Raw genomic sequence first — 18,016 nt, forward strand, 5'->3', positions numbered from 1 at the left:
GCCCGGCTCGGTAAGGTCCCGAACAATGGCACAAGCAAGGGCGGCAGCAGAGACGACCCGGGCCCGGATGCGCAAGCGCTGGCACCGGGCCCGCACCGGGCTGCGCAAGTCCGCCGTCGACTACTTCCGCGGGGACGGCTCCGACTGGGTCGCCTTCGCCGGCCTCTTCCTCACGGTCCCCGCGATCGCCGTCGGCACCGTCGTCGGCCCCGAGTGGTGCGACCCCGCCGCCCTGGTCCTCCCGGTCATCGCCGGCGGCCTCGTCCTGCGCCCCGCCACCCTCCTGCTCCTCTACGCCTCGGCCACCGCGGCCCTCGTCGTGGAGTCGCTGGTCCTCGGCAGCGGCCCGACCTCCCAGGTGCCCGTCGGCGTCACCCCGGGCACGGTGCTGACGGTCGCCGCCGCCGGACTCTTCGGCCTGGTCATCGCCCAGTTCCGCAGCCGGGTCGGGGTGCCCTGGCGGCGCGGCGGCACCATGCTCTTCGACCTGCGCGAACGCATCCGTGTCCAGAGCCGCCTGCCGCACCTGCCCTCCGGCTGGCACCACGAGATGGCGCTGCGCCCGGCGGGCGGCCAGTCCTTCTCCGGGGACTTCGTCGTCGCCGCCCGCACCCACGGCGGCCGCACCCTCGAAGTGGTCCTCACCGACGTCTCCGGCAAGGGCATGGACGCCGGTTCACGCGCCCTGCTCCTCTCCGGCGCCTTCGGCGGCCTCCTGGGCTCCCTGCCCCCGCACGCCTTCCTCCCCGCCGCCAACGGCTACCTCCTCCGCCAGGACTGGGACGAGGGCTTCGCCACCTCCATCCACCTCGTCCTGGACCTGGACTCCGGCGACTACGAACTCTTCTCCGCCGGCCACCTCCCCGCCGTCCAGCTCCACTCCGGCACCGGCCAGTGGGAGGAGAAGGCCGCCGAGGGTCCCCTCCTCGGCGTCTACGACGGCTGCCAGTTCGACCCGGTCAAAGGCTCCCTCGCGCCCGGCGACGTCCTCATGCTCTACACCGACGGCCTCGTCGAGGCAGCCGGCCGCGACCTCTCCGAGGGCATCGACCGCCTCACCGGCGAGGCCGACCGCTACGTCCCCGGCGGTTTCGAAGGCGCCGCCTGGCACCTCATAGAAGCCGTAGCCAAGGACGTCAACGACGACCGCGCCCTGCTTCTCCTCTGCCGGGCCGCCCCCACCCCGGCCATCCCGCGCCCCGCCCGGACCGAGTCCCCCTCCGTACCGTCCAAGGACCACTCCGCCTGAGCCGCCGGTCAGCCGACGGGGGGCGGCGCTCCGGCTCCCACCCCGGTCGTCCAGTACCCCGGACAAGCCGCAGGCCCGCCTCCCCGAAGGGAGACGGGCCGGTGAGGACGGGACACCGAAGGGATCAGACCGAAGCCCGGTCGGGGACCGAGGACCCTGACGCCCCCGCGTCGTCATCCCCCGCCTCCGAAGCCTTCGGCTTCCCCCCGGGCAGCACACGAGCCAGCCATTCGCTGCGGCCGGCGGCCAGCGGCGCCATGATCGCGAGCACCAGCACGTATCCCGCGATGAAGGGCGAGAGCCGGGAGTCCAGCCCCGCGGCAGCCGCCATCGTGGCGAGGATCAGCGCGAACTCACCGCGTGCCAGCAGCGTGGTGGCGATGTTGGCGGCGGGCTGCGCACCGAACCGGTAGATCCGTGCCGCGGTGATACCCGAGATGACGTTCATGGAGAGCGTGAGGGCCACGGCGATCAGCACGGGCCACACGACGCCCGGCAGGTCACCCGGGTTGATGGAGAGTCCGAAGACGAAGAAGAAGATGGCACCGAACGCGTCCCGCAGCGGATGGACCAGCTTGAGGATCCGTTTGCCCGAGGTGGTGGACCCGAGCATCAGACCGACCATGAAGGCACCGATGGCGTCGGCCACGCCGAACCACTCGGAGACGCCGGCCATCAGCACCGCCGCACCGAGGAAGGAGATGGTCAGGATCTCGTCGTCCGGCGTGCTGATGAGCCGTCCGACGACACGTGTGCCGTAGCGGGCCACGAGCGCCAGCGCGATCAGGAAGCCGAACGCTTTGCCACCGTCGACCAGGGCGCCGCTCAGGCTGTCCGCGCCGGACAGGATGGGCTGGAGCGCGGCGAGGTAGAGCGCGATGAAGACGTCCTCGACGACGATGATGCCGAGGATCGGTTTGGTCTCCGGATTACCGAGGCGGCTGGTGTCGACCAGGATCTTGGTGACGATCGCCGAGGAGGAGAAGCCGAGGACTCCGGCGAGGACCAGTGCTTCGGAGACCCCCCATCCGAGGGCGAAGCCGAAGCCGAGGCCGGCGCCGACGTTCAGCGCGAGATAGATCCCGCCGGCGAGGGCCATGTTGCGCCCACCGGCTTTGAGGTCGTCGATGTGGAACTCAAGACCCAGGTAGAAGAGCAGCAGCACCAGGCCGAGGGCCGAGAGCATCTCCAGGTCGTGCGGGTCGGAGACGAGCACGACTCCGGGAGTGTGGGGGCCGAGCAGTATGCCGGCCAGGATGAACAGCGGAATGGTCGGCAACCCGATACGGCCGCCGAGGCGTGCCAGCACAGCCGCGGCGACAAAGGCACCGCCCATGGCTATCAGCGTTTCTGCGTGTCCGATGAGCCCGTCCTCCTTCTTGAGTCAAGGGGGCGTCAAGGAATCGTCAATACTTAGCTTACCAAAGCATTACCTCCGCTCGGGCGTGACTGTGAGCAGCGCGGCACAGGGCGTCAACTCGCCGTCACCAAGAGGAAGTTGGGGGAGTCGAGAGGGGCTGGAGCGGCGGTTGCGCCACGCCGCCGGGGTGCGGCCCGCACGCGCAAAGGCGAGAGCCCGGCCGGGGAGTGGAGAACTCCCCGGCCGGGCTCCCGGACGTTCCGTCACCGGCCCCGGCGGCCCGCCCTCGGGCGTGCCGCGCGGGCGGGTCAGCGGATGGCCGCTCCCGACTTGGCGCGCTCGCGCGCCAGCTCGGTCGCGTCCCGCTTGAAGGCCCAGTTCATCTTCGGCTCCATCGCGAAGCGGAAGAGGCGCTGCACCGGTGGCGTGCAGAGCACGGTGACGATCGCGCCGGCGATCAGCGTCACCCCGATCATGCCGAGCGGCGTCCGCACCCAGTCGTACGTCTCGTACCAGCCCCAGAAGCGCGACCCCTTGGCGAGGAAGCCGTGCAGCAGGTAGCCGTAGAGCGTGCCGGCGCCCAGCGCGGTGAACCACATGTGGCGGCGCGGCACCCAGGCGAAGAAGCAGGCGGTCAGGACCATGGAGCAGCCGAAGAGGGCCAGGGTCATGATGACCCCCACCCACCAGGCGAAGCCCATCTCCTGGGCGCTGTCGCGGTGGTAGAACCACGCCGACGACATCCTCGGCGCGGCCCAGTAGCCGACCAGCAGCGCGGCGGCGAAGACCGGGAGCGCCAGCAGCCGGACCTCGCGGCGGCGCACCATCTGGAAGTGCTCCGGCTTGAGGACCAGGCCGACCACGAAGAACGGCAGGAACTGCAGGACCCGCTGGAGGTCCAGGTCGTCGCCGATGTCGGGGGAGACGGAGGCGAGCAGCGCCAGGGCCAGCGCCAGCGGTACGGGCCAGCGGACGATCTTCCACAGAGGTGTGGTGAGCCGCCAGATGAAGAGCGCGATCAGGAACCAGGTGAGGTACCAGGGATCGAGCAGGCTGATCGGATGGGTCGGATCGTCGTCGGCCCAGCGCTTGAAGAGGCTGTACGCGGTCTCGAAGAGGATGTACGGGACGGCGACGCCCGTGACGAGCCGCTGGAGCCGGTCCTTGCGCATGTCGAAGCTGCGCGAGAAGTAGCCGGAGATCACGATGAACGCCGGCATGTGGAAGGCGTAGACCACCATGTACAGGGCTTCGGCGGCCCGGCTGTCGCTGGTCAGCGGCTGCCAGGCGTGGCCCATCGCGACCAGCACGATCGCGAGGTACTTGGCGTTGTCGAAGAAGGGGTCCCGCGACGTGGCGGGTTTCGTGGCTGCGGCGGGGGGTCTCTCAGGACCGGGGGGCCGCTCCTGTGACGTGGGGGAGGGCCGTGGAGCCGTCATGCCGTCCGCCGGTTCCTGGACCGGGGGCAGCGGCTGGCTGTGGTGGCCGTGCGGACGCAGCGAGTTCGTCACCAGGCGCCCTGCCCGAGTTCGGGGGAGACGCGCCATGACCTCACTGCACGGGTGGGGGTCGGGGCGGTGGGGAACATTTTCAGCACCCTAGCGTCGGCGGAACGGGTTCGTAAAACCACGTGGTTCATTCGTGGTGTGGCTCTCGCGTACCCCCGATACGGCGAAGTCTGCCTCCCCGCCCCGATACCGCACACCGGGGCACAGGACAAGGTGAAAGGTGCCGGAGTGTCCAGATGTAAAGGGCGGATTCGTCCCGCTCCATGCCCTCCGCGCACCTCTCTGACCTGCGTCTGCGGGGTGGACGGCCCTTGCGGGGCGCGAGGTTGACGCCGGTCGGCGGGTGCCGGGTGGCACGGGGTGCCGCAATGCGGCAATTCACCGGGCGGACCGCCGTTATCTGTCGCCTATTTCACAGAGTGTGTTCGTCGGGTGAGCGATCGGGTGCGTAATTCGAATTCCTTGCGGAGGGCTCGTGAGCGAGCGTGGGGACAGGGAAACGATCAAGCCGAATTCGGTGCCCGGGTAATGGGCCGGGCACCCGGGACCGGTACGCCGGTCCGGTGGGGTCCCACCCCGCCACCGGCGCACTCTCCGCGCAGGTCGCGGCCGCGGGCACCCGGGTGTGGCCCAGGCCATGGCCGACGTTGCGTCACCAGCCGCATGAAGAGGGGCTGTTGGTGGCACGATGGTCCTGGCGAGGGGTGCGCGCGGTGTGTGTCACCCGGGCCGGGAGAGCGGACCGACGCGAAGGTGTGATCAGTTGTGGCCATTTCACTGTCCGTGGTGGTGCTGTTGGCGATCGTCATGGTCGTCCTCATCCGGGGCGGCTCACTCAAGGCCGGCCCCGCCGTGGTGGCCATCCTGTTCGGCTTCTTCCTCGCCTCCAGCGGCATGGCCCCGGCGATCCAGCGCGTCCTCGACTCGATAGCGCAGACCGTCAGCGGCATCAGCTTCTGACCCACGGGCGCCCCGGCGCGCGTCCGGCCACCCCGCCCACCGGCCGCGCGCCCGCACGCTCCCCGCGCCTCCCGAACACCTCCGGCCGCCCCTGCCCGGCGCCGGAACGCGGAAACACCGAAGGGCCCGGCAGCTGCTGCCGGGCCCTTCGGTCTCGCTGGAGCGGGCGACGGGAATCGAACCCGCGTAGCTAGTTTGGAAGACTAGGGCTCTACCATTGAGCTACGCCCGCACATCGCGTACCGCCGGTCAGCGACCGGGGGCACGCAGAGCATGTTAGCCGGTCACCGGGCCGGCGCGCACACCCCGGCGCCGGGCCTCCCGCGCCCCGCATTTCCGGGCGCCGACGGGCCACGGGGCATGTACCCTACGTGTCGCACCGACGGGGTGTGGCGCAGCTTGGTAGCGCGTCCGCTTTGGGAGCGGAAGGTCGTCGGTTCGAATCCGGCCACCCCGACCACCTGCAAGATCGCGTTGGGGGTCTCCTCCACCACACGGTTACTATGCAAAGTGCGAGCCCGTGTGTCCGCGTGCCTCTGTGCGTGTCCGCGGCGGGCTCGATCCGTCGGTAGCCCCCGCCACCCCTGTGTGCGCGGTGTCCGGCAGAACCCCCAGAAGTCAGCCATCAAGGAGACCGAACCGTGAAGAGCGCCGTGGAGACCCTGAACCCGACCCGGGTTCGGCTCACTGTCGAGGTGCCCTTCGAGGAGCTCAAGGACAGCCTCGACGCGGCGTACAAGAAGATCAACCAGCAGGTCACGGTGAAGGGCTTCCGCAAGGGCAAGATCCCGGCCCGCGTCATCGACCAGCGGTTCGGCCGCGGCGCCGTGCTGGAGGAGGCCGTCAACGACGCGCTCCCGAAGTTCTACACCGAAGCGGTCAACGAGGGTGAGCTGAACGTCCTCGGCCAGCCCGAGGTCGACATCACCGAGCTGAAGGACGGCGAGCTGCTGGCCTTCACCGCCGAGGTCGACATCCGCCCCGAGATCGAGATCCCGGACTACTCCGGCATCGAGGTCGAGGTGGACCCGGTCGAGGTCACCGACGAGGACGTCGACAAGGCCGTGGAGGAACTGCGCGAGCGCTTCGCCTCCACCGCCCCGGTCGAGCGCCCCGCGGAGGACGGCGACGTCGTCACCCTGGACCTCGAGGCCAAGGTCGACGGAGAGGTGCTGGAGGACGGGCTCGCGTCCGACGTCTCCTACACCATCGGCTCCGGTGAGCTGCTGGACGGTATCGACGACGCCGTGAAGGGCCTGGAGGCCGGTGGCGAGGCCACCTTCACCTCCGAGCTGAAGGGCGGCTCGGCGGCCGGCAAGGAGGCCGAGATCACGGTCAAGGTCTCCAAGGTCGCCAAGCGTGAACTCCCCGAGCTGGACGACGACTTCGCCCAGCTGGCCAGCGAGTTCGACACGCTGGAGGAGGTGCGCGCGGACAGCCGCAAGCGCCTGGAGAACATGAAGCAGTACGACCAGGCCACCCAGGCCCAGGAGCGCGTCCTGGACGCCCTGCTGGAGCTGGCGGAGGTCCCGATCCCCGAGAAGCTGCTCGAGGACGAGGTCAACACCCGCAAGCACAACCTGGAGCACCACCAGCTCGGCCAGATGGGCCTCGACCTCGCGAAGTACCTGGAGATCCAGGGCAAGACCGCCGAGGAGTTCGACGCCGAGACGCGCGAGCAGGCGATCAAGGGCATCAAGACCCAGTTCATCCTCGACGAGCTGGTCAACAAGGAGAAGCTCAACGTCGACCAGGAGGAGCTCACCGAGCACCTCATGCGTCGCGCCGCCTCCTCCGGCATGTCCCCCGACCAGTTCGCCCAGGCCGTCGTCGAAGGCGGCCAGGTCCCGATGCTGGTCGGCGAGGTGGCCCGCGGCAAGGCGCTGGCCGTCGTCGTCGAGGCCGTCACGGTCAAGGACACCAACGGTGAGGTCGTCGACCTCTCGGACGACGAGGACGAGGCGGCCGAGGCCACCGAGGCCGCCGCCGAGCAGACCGAGGGCGACGCCGCCGAGGCCAAGGCCGACAGCGACAAGTAAGCACCTTCGGGCGGACGGCCCCGTACCGCCGTCACCGAGCGCCGGGCCGGCTGATCCCTCAGCCGGTCCGGCGCTCGTGTTCCCGGGCCCGAAGAGGCCCCCGGGGTACCGGACCTGCGCTCACAGCGAACAGTTCCGAATGCGGGATGGCCCGCGACGGCCCGCGCGTTAGGGTCCATGAATAACGAGGGCTGGGGAGTCCCCTCATATCGCCGCCCAAACGGCGGGCGCGGACCCCCGCGCCCCGTCAGAAGACGTGAGACGGCCCGGCGCCGTCGTAAGACGAGCAGGTGGATACGTGACGAATCTGATGCCCTCCGCCGCCGGCGACCCCTCCATCGGTGGTGGCCTCGGCGACCAGGTCTACAACCGGCTGCTCGGTGAGCGGATCATCTTCCTCGGCCAGCCCGTGGACGACGACATCGCCAACAAGATCACCGCGCAGCTGCTGCTCCTTGCCAGCGACCCTGACAAGGACATCAACCTCTACATCAACAGCCCCGGCGGTTCGATCAGCGCCGGCATGGCGATCTACGACACCATGCAGTTCATCAAGAACGACGTGGTCACCATCGCCATGGGGCTGGCCGCCTCGATGGGTCAGTTCCTGCTGAGCGCCGGCACCCCCGGCAAGCGCTTCGCCCTGCCGAACGCCGAAATCCTGATCCACCAGCCTTCCGCCGGTCTGGCCGGTTCCGCCTCGGACATCAAGATCCACGCGGAGCGGCTGCTGCACACCAAGAAGCGGATGGCCGAGCTGACCGCGTTCCACACCGGTCAGAGCGTCGAGCAGATCACCCGGGACTCGGACCGCGACCGCTGGTTCTCCGCCGACGAGGCCAAGGAGTACGGCCTGATCGACGAGGTCATCGCCTCCGCGGCCAACGTGCCCGGCGGCGGCGGCACCGGCGCCTGATCAGACCTTTACCGGTACCCAGGCCGATTCCAGACCACTGCTCATCACCAGGACGGTGAACACCCAGATGAACAACTTCCCCGGCAGCGGCGCACTCGGCGCCGACGGCGAATACGCGGGCCCGCGTGCCGAATCCCGTTACATCGTTCCGCGGTTCGTCGAGCGCACCTCGCAGGGCGTGCGGGAGTACGACCCGTACGCGAAGCTCTTCGAGGAGCGCGTGATCTTCCTCGGCGTGCAGATCGACGACGCGTCGGCCAACGACGTGATGGCGCAGCTGCTGTGCCTGGAGTCGATCGACCCCGACCGGGACATCTCGATCTACATCAACAGCCCCGGCGGCTCCTTCACGGCGCTGACCGCGATCTACGACACGATGCAGTTCGTGAAGCCCGACATCCAGACGGTCTGCATGGGCCAGGCGGCCTCCGCCGCCGCCGTGCTGCTGGCCGCCGGCTCGCCGGGCAAGCGCATGGCGCTGCCCAACGCCCGCGTCCTGATCCACCAGCCGTACAGTGAGACGGGGCGCGGTCAGGTCTCCGACCTGGAGATCGCGGCCAACGAAATCCTCCGGATGCGTTCGCAGTTGGAGGAGATGCTGGCCAAGCACTCGACGACGCCGCTGGACAAGATCCGCGACGACATCGAGCGCGACAAGATCCTCACGGCCGAGGACGCCCTCGCCTACGGTCTGATCGACCAGATCGTGTCGACCCGGAAGCTCAACGCCGGAGTCTGACCCGACCAGGCGGCGGCTTTGTCTCCCCTTGGCGGGTTTCGCCCCACAGCGGACCCTGCCAAGGGGGGCCCGGACGAGGGCCCCGGCAAGGTACCGTCGAATATGAGGCACCAGGAGGGGCTCGCACGAGCGCCTCCCAGGCGAAGGGGAAGTACCTCGTGGCACGCATCGGTGACGGCGGCGATCTGCTCAAGTGCTCGTTCTGCGGCAAGAGTCAGAAGCAGGTCAAGAAGCTCATCGCAGGCCCCGGTGTGTACATCTGCGACGAGTGCATCGACCTCTGCAACGAGATCATCGAGGAGGAGCTCGCCGAGACCTCGGAAGTGCGCTGGGACGAACTGCCCAAGCCGCGCGAGATCTACGAGTTCCTGGAGAGCTACGTCGTGGGCCAGGAGCCCGCGAAGAAGGCGCTCTCCGTCGCGGTGTACAACCACTACAAGCGCGTGCAGGCGGGGCAGAACGGCGCACCCGGCGGGCGTGAGGACGCCATCGAGCTGGGCAAGTCCAACATCCTGCTGCTGGGCCCGACCGGCTCCGGCAAGACCCTGCTCGCGCAGACGCTGGCCCGGATGCTCAACGTGCCGTTCGCCATCGCGGACGCCACGGCGCTGACCGAGGCCGGCTACGTCGGCGAGGATGTCGAGAACATCCTCCTCAAGCTCATCCAGGCCGCCGACTACGACGTCAAGAAGGCCGAGACCGGGATCATCTACATCGATGAGATCGACAAGGTCGCCCGCAAGAGCGAGAACCCGTCGATCACCCGTGACGTCTCCGGCGAGGGCGTGCAGCAGGCGCTGCTGAAGATCCTGGAGGGCACCACCGCCTCGGTGCCGCCGCAGGGCGGGCGGAAACACCCCCACCAGGAGTTCATCCAGATCGACACGACGAACGTGCTGTTCATCGTGGGCGGTGCCTTCTCGGGGCTGGAGAAGATCATCGAGGCCCGGGCCGGCGCCAAGGGCATCGGGTTCGGCGCCACGATCCGCTCCAAGCGGGAGATCGAGGAGAAGGACCAGTTCCAGGAGGTCATGCCGGAGGACCTGGTGAAGTTCGGGATGATCCCCGAGTTCATCGGCCGCCTGCCGGTCATCACCTCGGTCCACAACCTCGACCGCGAGGCGCTCCTCCAGATCCTCATCGAGCCGCGCAACGCGCTGGTCAAGCAGTACCAGCGCCTCTTCGAACTCGACGGTGTGGAGCTGGACTTCGAGCGCGAGGCCCTGGAGGCCATCGCCGACCAGGCGATCCTGCGCCAGACCGGCGCCCGCGGCCTGCGCGCCATCATGGAGGAGGTCCTCATGTCGGTGATGTACGAGGTGCCGTCCCGCAAGGACGTCGCCCGCGTCGTCATCACCGCCGAGGTCGTCCAGTCCAACGTCAACCCGACCCTGATCCCCCGGGACGCCCGGGGCCGGGGCAACGGCGAGCAGAAGTCGGCCTGAGCGCCGGCACACCCGGCAGACGCACGCGGAAGGGCCCCACCGGCGCGGTGGGGCCCTTCCGTCGTGTACGCGCGGGGACTGCCGTACCCGCCCCGTCCTACTGCGGCACCCGCACCTCGGCGCGGAGCTTGGCGGCGATCTCCGCGGCCTCGTCCATGGTGGTGCCGGTGGCGCCCTGCACCGGCTCGACCAGGCCGATGGTGCTGTAATCCGCCCACATGCACATGTTGGTCTTCTGCTGGAGACCGGTGGTCGGGTTCTTGGTCTCGGCGCCCTGGCACTTCATGACCGCCCCGTCGAGCCCGTCGGGGGTGACCGCCTCGGCCTCGCCGGAGAGCGTCGTGCCGTTCTGCTCGGCGCTCTTGGTGAACTCCGCGAAGGTCTTGTCGAGCGTCGCCTGCGGGTCCGCGACCTTGCCGAAGACGCCGAAGAACGTGACGTTCTTGGCGGCCGCGACCTTCTCCGCCGTCTGGGCGTCGTTCGGGTCGAGCGTGGTCAGGTCGATCGTCGAGTAGATCGTGCCGAGGCCCTTGGCGCCGGTGATGCCCGCCGTGGCCAGCGACTTGGCGTCCGAGGTCGAGGCGTCCTTGGCCGGGGTGTCGGGCGTACCGCGGGTGTACTGGCCGCCGAGGACCTTGTCCGGGGTGGTCAGCTTGTGCGGGCCGTCGTCCTTCAGGCCGCCGGAGGCGACCTGGTCCCCACCGCCGCCGCCCGGCTTGTCGTCGTCGCCGCCCGAGGTCAGCAGCCAGGCGCCGCCCGCGAGGACGGCCACCGCAACCACGCTCGCCGCCACGATCAGCCCGGTCTTCTTCCCGCCGCCCCCCGAGGGCGGCGGGGGGACCTGGCCGTAGGGGCCGCCGGGCTGACCGGGCTGCTGCGGCGGGACCTGGCCGTAGGGGCCGGGCTGCTGGCCCTGCTGCGGGTACCCGTACCCGGGCTGCTGCTGGGGTGCCCCGCCCTGCTGGGGGTAGCCGTAACCGGGCTGGCCGCCGGGGGGCGGGCCCTGGGGCGGCTGCTGGCCGTAGGGGCCGGGCTGCTGGGGCTGGCCTCCGTACGGGCCGGGCTGGTTGTAGCTCATGGGCGTGGTTCCCCTCCGTCGTGCATGCGTTGGGCTCATCCTGACGGACATGGCCGCGTCATGGGGAAACCGGGGCGGCTCCGTTACCGAAGAATCCGGTTTCGGGACCAGGTGGTGACGCCCGTAAACTGTGCCTCGTGACCGACAACACTCAGCATCAGCAAGCAGCCACCCCCGAACTGCCGACCCAGTACGTGCCGGCCGACGTAGAGGGGAAGCTGTACGAGCGCTGGGTGGAACGGGGCTATTTCGAGGCTGACGAGCACAGCGAGAAGCCCCCGTACACCATCGTCATCCCGCCGCCGAACGTCACCGGCTCGCTCCACCTGGGCCACGCCTTCGAGCACACGCTGATCGACGCCCTCACCCGCCGCAAGCGGATGCAGGGGTACGAGACGCTGTGGCAGCCCGGCATGGACCACGCCGGCATCGCCACCCAGAACGTCGTCGAGCGCGAGCTGGCCAAGGAGGGCAAGTCCCGCCACGACCTCGGCCGTGAGGCGTTCATCGAGCGCGTCTGGAAGTGGAAGAACGAGTCGGGCGGCCAGATCTCCGGCCAGATGCGCCGCCTCGGCGACGGCGTCGCCTGGTCCCGTGAGCGGTTCACCATGGACGAGGGGCTCTCCCGCGCGGTCCAGACCGTCTTCAAGAAGATGTACGAGGACGAGCTGATCTACCGCGCCGAGCGCATCATCAACTGGTGCCCGCGCTGTCTGACGGCCATCTCCGACATCGAGGTCGAGTACAGCGACGACGACGGCGAGCTGGTCTCGATGAAGTACGGCGAGGGCGAGGAGAGCCTCGTCGTCGCCACCACCCGCGCCGAGACGATGCTCGGGGACACCGCGGTCGCCGTCCACCCGGACGACGAGCGGTACCAGCACCTCGTCGGCAAGCGGATCAAGCTGCCGTTGACCGACCGGACCATCCCGGTCGTCGCCGACACCCACGTCGACCCGGAGTTCGGCACCGGCGCGGTCAAGGTCACCCCGGCCCACGACCCGAACGACTTCGAGATCGGCCGCCGCCACGACCTGCCCTCGCTCACCGTCATGGACGAGCGCGCGGTCATCACCGTCCCCGGCCCCTTCGAGGGCCTGGACCGGCTGGAGGCCCGCTCGGCGATCGTCGCCGCGCTGCGCGCCGAGGGCCGGATCGTCGCGGAGAAGCGCCCCTACGTCCACTCGGTCGGCCACTGCTCGCGGTGCAAGACCACCGTCGAGCCGCGGCTGTCGATGCAGTGGTGGGTCAAGGTCGGCCCGCTCGCCCAGGCCGCCGGTGACGCGGTCCGCGACGGCCAGGTCAAGATCCACCCGCAGGAGATGGAGAAGCGCTACTTCGACTGGGTCGACGACCTGCGCGACTGGTGCATCTCCCGGCAGCTGTGGTGGGGCCACCGCATCCCCATCTGGTACGGCCCCGACGGGGAGATCGTCTGCGTCGGCCCCGACGAGGAGCCGCCGAGCGGCGAGGGCTGGCACCAGGAGACCGACGTCCTCGACACGTGGTTCTCCTCGGGCCTGTGGCCCTTCTCCACCCTCGGCTGGCCCGAGCAGACCGACAGCCTCGCGAAGTTCTACCCGAACTCCGTCCTGGTCACCGGCTACGACATCCTCTTCTTCTGGGTCGCCCGGATGATGATGTTCGGCCTCTACGCGATGGACGGCACCCCGCCGTTCCACACCATCGCCCTGCACGGCATGGTCCGCGACCAGTTCGGCAAGAAGATGTCGAAGTCCTTCGGCAACGCGGTCAACCCGCTCGACTGGATGGACGCCTACGGCTCCGACGCCCTGCGCTTCACCCTGGCGCGTGGCGCCAACCCGGGCGTCGACGTCCCGATCGGCGAGGACTGGGTCCAGGGTTCGCGGAACTTCGCCAACAAGATCTGGAACGCCACCCGCTTCGCCCTGATGAACGGCGCCACGGTCGAGGGTGAACTGCCCGCCGCCGAGGAGCAGTCCGCCACCGACCGGTGGATTCTCTCCCGCCTCAACACGGTGGTCGCGGAGGTCGACGCGTACTACGAGGACTACCAGTTCGCGAAGGTCTCCGACGCCCTCTTCCACTTCGCGTGGGACGAGGTCTTCGACTGGTACGTCGAGCTGTCCAAGACCACCTTCATGGGCGGCGGGCGCCCGGCCGAGGTCTCGGCGCGCGTCCTCGGCGAGGTCCTCGACACGACGCTGCGGCTGCTCCACCCGGTCATGCCGTTCGTCACCGAGACCCTCTGGACCACCCTCACCGGCCAGGAGTCCCTGGTCATCGCGGACTGGCCGGCCGACAGCGGGTTCCGCGACAAGGCCGCCGAGGCCGAGATCGAGCAGGTCCAGCAGGTCATCACCGAGGTTCGCCGGTTCCGCTCCGACCAGGGACTCCAGCCCGGCCAGAAGGTCCCGGCCCGCCTCGCCCTGGAGGGCACCGCCTTCGCCCCGCACGAGGCGGCCATCCGCCAGCTGCTCCGGCTGACCCCGGAGGGCGACGCCTTCCAGGCCACCGCGAGCCTCCCGGTCTCCGGCGCCACCGTCGCCCTCGACCTCTCCGGCACCATCGACGTCGAGGCCGAGCGCAAGCGCCTGACCAAGGACCTCGGGAACGCCGAGAAGGAGAAGGCCGCCGCCGAGGCCAAGCTGGGCAACGAGGCGTTCCTCGCCAAGGCCCCGGACAAGGTCGTGGACAAGATCCGCGGCCGGCTCACCAAGGCCGAGGCCGACATCGAGCGCATCACCGCGCAGCTCGCCGGACTGCCCACCGGCTGACCCGCGGCACCGCGCGTGAGTCGAGGAGGCCGCCACCGGAACCCCGGTGGCGGCCTCCTCGCGACATACCCGGGCCCTGCGGGAGCTTCCGCACGCTCTCCGTAGACTGGGGCGCGTGAGCGACCACCCCCCGCACGACAGCGGCGAGCCCGAGCAGCCCGGACCCGATGACGAAGCCTTCCAGGAGATCGTCGACGCAGAACAGGACCGCGACCCCGACCTCGCCGTGATCGAGGCGGGCAGCCGCACCCTGCGCACCCACACCGCTCCGCCGCAGGACGAGCCGGTCCGCCCCGCCGACCCCGAGACCGCCGCCGCGCTGCGCGAGGTCGAGACGGAACTGGCCGGCCGCTGGGGCGAGACCAAGCTGGAGCCCTCCGTCACCCGTATCAAGGGGCTGGTGGACGTGCTGGGCGACCCGCAGCGCGCGTACCCCTCGATCCACATCACCGGGACCAACGGCAAGACCTCCACGGCCCGCATGATCGAGGCGCTGCTCGGCGCCTTCGAGCTGCGCACCGGGCGGTACACCTCGCCGCACGTCCAGTCGATCACCGAGCGGATCAGCCTGGACGGCGCGCCGATCGCCCCCGACCGGTTCGTCGAGACCTACCAGGACGTCAAGCCCTACGTCGAGATGATCGACAACCAGGGCGAGTACCGGCTCTCCTTCTTCGAGGTGCTCACCGGGATGGCCTACGCGGCCTTCGCGGACGCGCCGGTGGACGTCGCCGTGGTCGAGGTCGGCATGGGCGGCAGCTGGGACGCGACCAACGTCATCGACGGCCAGGTCGCGGTCATCACCCCGATCGACCTGGACCACACCGACAGGCTCGGCAACACGCCCGGCGAGATCGCCGGGGAGAAGGCCGGGATCATCAACCCCGACGCCACCGTGATCATGGCGCAGCAGCCGGTCGACGCCGCCCAGGTCATCCTCAAGAAGGCCGTGGAGGCCGACGCGACGGTGGCCCGCGAGGGCATGGAGTTCGGCGTGGTCTCCCGGCAGATCGCCGTCGACGGCCAGCTGGTCACCCTGCGCGGGCTCGGCGGCGAGTACGAGGACATCTACCTGCCGCTGCACGGCCCCTACCAGGCGCACAACGCGGCGGTCGCGCTCGCCGCCGTCGAGGCGTTCTTCGGCGTCGGCTCCGAGCACGCCCGCGAGCTGGACATCGACACCCTGCGCAAGGGGTTCGCCTCGGTGACCTCGCCGGGCCGCCTGGAGATCGTCCGCAAGTCGCCGACGGTCGTCCTGGACGCCGCCCACAACCCCTCGGGTGCCCGCGCCACCGCGACCGCCGTCACCGAGGCGTTCGACTTCAGCCGCCTGATCGGCGTGGTCGGGGTGAGCGACGGCAAGGACGCCAAGGGACTCCTCGAAGCCTTCGAGCCGCTGCTCGCCGAGGTCGTCGTCACCCGCAACTCCAGCGAGCGGGCGATGGACGCCGACGCGCTGGCGGCGCTCGCCGTCGAGGTCTTCGGCGAGGACCGCGTCCAGGTCGAACCCCGGCTCGACGACGCCCTGGAGGCGGCGGTCACCCTCGCCGAGGAAGAGGGCGAGTACTCCGGCGGTGGCGTCCTCGTCACCGGCTCCGTCATCACGGTCGGCGAGGCCCGGCTGCTTCTGGGAAGGGGCTGAGCGACGCCATGCGGATGCTCTGCGCTTCGACACTCATCGGTGAGTTCTTCGTCATCGGCTTCGCCGGCCTGGTCGCGATGAAGGACCCGGACCTCGCCATGGGCACCGTCTGGACGGTCTGCGGCATCCTGATGGCCGTCAGCGTCCTGCTCTGCGGGCTGCTCTCCCGGCCCGCCGGCGTCTGGCTGGGCTGGGCGCTCCAGGGCGCGCTGGTCCTCAGCGGATTCTTCGTGCCGGTGATGTTCGTGCTGGGGGCGTGCTTCGCCGGGCTGTGGTGGGCCTCGATCCACTTCGGCCGGAAGATCGACGAGGCCAAGGCGCGCTGGGCGGAGCAGGCGGCCGCCGGGCCCGAGGCGGCCTAAAAGGGGACGGGCCGGGCGGGGGAGCGCACCGTTGGGGGTCCGGCTGCGGCCCCGCCGGTCACACCCGGTAATCTCGGCCCAACCGCACACCCCCGGCCGCCCAAGGAGCCGTCCATGACCGAGCGCACCCTCGTCCTGCTCAAGCCCGATGCCCACCGCCGTGGCCTGATCGGCGAGATCATCGGCCGCATCGAGCGCAAGGCGAACTGGGAGATCACCGCGCTGGAGCTGCGCACGCTGGACGCCGGGACGCTGGAGCAGCACTACGGCGAGCACCAGGGCAAGCCCTTCTACGAGCCGCTGATGGGCTTCATGCAGTCCGGCCCGGTCGTCGCCCTGATCGTCGAGGGCGAGCGTGTCGTCGAGGGCGTCCGCCAGCTGGCCGGCCCGACCGACCCGATCGCCGCCGCCCCCGGCTCCATCCGCGGCGACTTCGGCACCATCGTCCGCGAGAACCTCATCCACGCCTCCGACTCGCCCGAGTCGGCCGAGCGCGAGGTCAAGCTTTTCTTCCCCGGGCGCGTCTGAGCCCGTGACCCCGTGACCGGGGAGTAAGACATTCCGTTTCGTGGATTGCGCAGCGGGCCCGTCCGCACCAGACTGTGCGGACGGCCGCGCGGCGCGCCGGGGTCCGCCCCGGCCGGTGACGTCGGGTCAGCACGACGACGTGCCGACGCGCGGCGGCCGGCAGGAGTCGGCCGCCTTTCGCATATGCGGGCTGTTCGGGGGAACCCATGGCCCGGACGGCACGTCTCCCAGGGCGAGGCGGCCCGTCATCTGCTGACAATGGCGAAGACCCTTGCGCCGTGCCCGTGCGGGCGAGACTACGATGGAAGCCTTCACGCCACAGCACCCACCCTCGCCATCCTGAAAAGCCGTCAACGCTCCACTTTGGGAAGGCCAGACGAATCCTGATGGGGAACACAATGTCGTTCATCGGCCGTGACATGGCTGTCGACCTCGGGACCGCCAACACGCTGGTGTACGTCAGGGGCCGGGGGATCGTTCTCAACGAACCGTCCGTCGTCGCCATCAACACCAACACCGGCGGCATCCTCGCGGTAGGTGCCGAAGCCAAGAAGATGATCGGCCGCACGCCCGGCAACATCGTCGCCGTGCGGCCACTGAAGGACGGCGTCATCGCCGACTTCGAGATCACCGAGCGGATGCTCCGCTACTTCATCCTCAAGATCCACAAGCGGCGCTACCTCGCCCGCCCCCGGGTCGTCGTCTGCGTCCCCTCCGGCATCACCGGGGTCGAACGCCGCGCCGTCATCGAGGCGTCCACGCAGGCCGGCGCCCGCCAGGTGCACATCATCGAGGAGCCCATGGCCGCCGCCATCGGCTCCGGCCTGCCCGTCCACGAGGCCACCGGCAACATGGTCGTGGACATCGGCGGCGGCACCACCGAGGTCGCCGTCATCTCGCTCGGCGGCATCGTCACCGCCCAGTCCATCCGGGTGGCCGGCGACGAGCTGGACAACGCGATCATCCAGCACGTCAAGAAGGAGTACAGCCTCCTCCTCGGCGAGCGGACCGCGGAGCAGATCAAGCTCACCATCGGCTCCGCCTACGACCTGGACACCGACGAGCACACCGAGATCCGCGGCCGCGACCTGGTCAGCGGGCTCCCCAAGACCGTCGTGATCTCGGCCGCCGAGGTCCGCAAGGCGATCGAGGAGCCCGTCAACGCCATCGTCGACGCGGTCAAGACCACCCTCGACAAGTGCCCGCCCGAGCTCTCCGGCGACGTCATGGACCGGGGCATCGTCCTCACCGGCGGCGGCGCCCTGCTCCGCGGCCTGGACGAGCGGCTCCGCCGCGAGACGGGCATGCCGATCCACATCGCCGAGGACCCGCTCGACTCCGTCGCGCTCGGCTCTGGCAAGTGCGTCGAGGAGTTCGAGGCCCTCCAGCAGGTCCTGGACGCCTCTCCGCGCCGCTGATCCTCCCGGGCGG

14 protein-coding genes and 2 tRNA genes are annotated in these 18,016 nt (G+C 69.9%); 12 read left to right on the forward strand and 4 right to left on the reverse strand.

Annotated features, from left to right (window positions below):
- The first annotated feature begins 67 nt into the window (after positions 1-67).
- On the forward strand, positions 68-1,249 hold the full coding sequence (locus OIM89_RS21285; RefSeq protein WP_037665402.1) for a PP2C family protein-serine/threonine phosphatase: 1,182 nt from the start codon (positions 68-70) through the stop codon (positions 1,247-1,249).
- A gap of 124 nt (positions 1,250-1,373) precedes the next feature.
- Here the strand turns inward: OIM89_RS21285 and OIM89_RS21290 are convergent, their stop codons facing one another.
- Together OIM89_RS21290 and OIM89_RS21295 are read right to left on the reverse strand one after the other, a co-directional pair.
- Positions 1,374-2,585 carry a cation:proton antiporter gene (locus tag OIM89_RS21290; RefSeq protein WP_047465270.1) on the reverse strand — a complete coding sequence of 404 codons (1,212 nt, stop codon included), beginning with the start codon at positions 2,583-2,585 and terminating at the stop codon, positions 1,374-1,376.
- A gap of 332 nt (positions 2,586-2,917) precedes the next feature.
- Positions 2,918-4,120, reverse strand: coding sequence for an acyltransferase family protein (locus OIM89_RS21295; protein ID WP_037665403.1), 1,203 nt, complete (start codon positions 4,118-4,120; stop codon positions 2,918-2,920).
- A gap of 762 nt (positions 4,121-4,882) precedes the next feature.
- On the opposite strand from OIM89_RS21295, the gene OIM89_RS21300 reads away from it, so the two are divergent.
- On the forward strand, positions 4,883-5,077 hold the full coding sequence (locus tag OIM89_RS21300) for a hypothetical protein (protein WP_003948050.1): 195 nt from the start codon (positions 4,883-4,885) through the stop codon (positions 5,075-5,077).
- Between the two features lie 158 nt (positions 5,078-5,235).
- On the opposite strand, the gene OIM89_RS21305 is transcribed toward OIM89_RS21300, so the two are convergent.
- Positions 5,236-5,309: transfer RNA gene (locus OIM89_RS21305), tRNA-Gly, on the reverse strand.
- A 151-nt stretch (positions 5,310-5,460) separates the two neighbouring features.
- On the opposite strand from OIM89_RS21305, the gene OIM89_RS21310 reads away from it, so the two are divergent.
- From OIM89_RS21310 to clpX, 5 genes are all read left to right on the forward strand, one after another.
- Positions 5,461-5,537: transfer RNA gene (locus OIM89_RS21310), tRNA-Pro, on the forward strand.
- Between the two features lie 181 nt (positions 5,538-5,718).
- On the forward strand, positions 5,719-7,116 hold the full coding sequence (gene tig, locus OIM89_RS21315) for a trigger factor (protein WP_018468119.1): 1,398 nt from the start codon (positions 5,719-5,721) through the stop codon (positions 7,114-7,116).
- Between the two features lie 298 nt (positions 7,117-7,414).
- Positions 7,415-8,032, forward strand: a complete 618-nt coding sequence (locus OIM89_RS21320) for an ATP-dependent Clp protease proteolytic subunit (protein WP_008411883.1) — start codon at positions 7,415-7,417, stop codon at positions 8,030-8,032.
- Positions 8,033-8,099: 67 nt separating this feature from the next.
- Positions 8,100-8,771, forward strand: coding sequence for an ATP-dependent Clp protease proteolytic subunit (locus OIM89_RS21325; RefSeq protein ID WP_023419465.1), 672 nt, complete (start codon positions 8,100-8,102; stop codon positions 8,769-8,771).
- Between the two features lie 158 nt (positions 8,772-8,929).
- Positions 8,930-10,216 (forward strand): ATP-dependent Clp protease ATP-binding subunit ClpX, encoded by a 1,287-nt coding sequence (gene clpX, locus OIM89_RS21330; protein WP_023419466.1) that lies wholly within the window; start codon positions 8,930-8,932, stop codon positions 10,214-10,216.
- 97 nt (positions 10,217-10,313) lie between these two features.
- On the opposite strand, the gene OIM89_RS21335 is transcribed toward clpX, so the two are convergent.
- Positions 10,314-11,294 (reverse strand): hypothetical protein, encoded by a 981-nt coding sequence (locus OIM89_RS21335; protein WP_030698005.1) that lies wholly within the window; start codon positions 11,292-11,294, stop codon positions 10,314-10,316.
- Positions 11,295-11,431: 137 nt separating this feature from the next.
- On the opposite strand from OIM89_RS21335, the gene OIM89_RS21340 reads away from it, so the two are divergent.
- The 5 genes from OIM89_RS21340 to OIM89_RS21360 all read left to right on the forward strand — a co-directional run bounded on the left by OIM89_RS21340 (position 11,432) and on the right by OIM89_RS21360 (position 18,003).
- Positions 11,432-14,053 carry a valine--tRNA ligase gene (locus OIM89_RS21340; protein ID WP_175458662.1) on the forward strand — a complete coding sequence of 874 codons (2,622 nt, stop codon included), beginning with the start codon at positions 11,432-11,434 and terminating at the stop codon, positions 14,051-14,053.
- 115 nt (positions 14,054-14,168) lie between these two features.
- A complete protein-coding gene (gene folC / locus OIM89_RS21345) occupies positions 14,169-15,695 on the forward strand; it encodes a bifunctional tetrahydrofolate synthase/dihydrofolate synthase (RefSeq protein WP_264491537.1) in 1,527 nt (508 codons plus the stop codon).
- An 8-nt stretch (positions 15,696-15,703) separates the two neighbouring features.
- Positions 15,704-16,057, forward strand: a complete 354-nt coding sequence (locus tag OIM89_RS21350; protein ID WP_030698008.1) for a DUF4233 domain-containing protein — start codon at positions 15,704-15,706, stop codon at positions 16,055-16,057.
- 114 nt (positions 16,058-16,171) lie between these two features.
- Positions 16,172-16,585, forward strand: a complete 414-nt coding sequence (gene ndk, locus OIM89_RS21355) for a nucleoside-diphosphate kinase (protein ID WP_023419471.1) — start codon at positions 16,172-16,174, stop codon at positions 16,583-16,585.
- Positions 16,586-16,983: 398 nt separating this feature from the next.
- A complete protein-coding gene (locus OIM89_RS21360) occupies positions 16,984-18,003 on the forward strand; it encodes a rod shape-determining protein (RefSeq protein ID WP_008411895.1) in 1,020 nt (339 codons plus the stop codon).
- The last annotated feature ends 13 nt before the right edge of the window (positions 18,004-18,016 follow it).

The sequence above is a fragment of the Streptomyces sp. BI87 genome (assembly GCF_025957665.1).
In the GTDB taxonomy this organism is placed as follows: Bacteria; Actinomycetota; Actinomycetes; order Streptomycetales; family Streptomycetaceae; genus Streptomyces; species Streptomyces albidoflavus.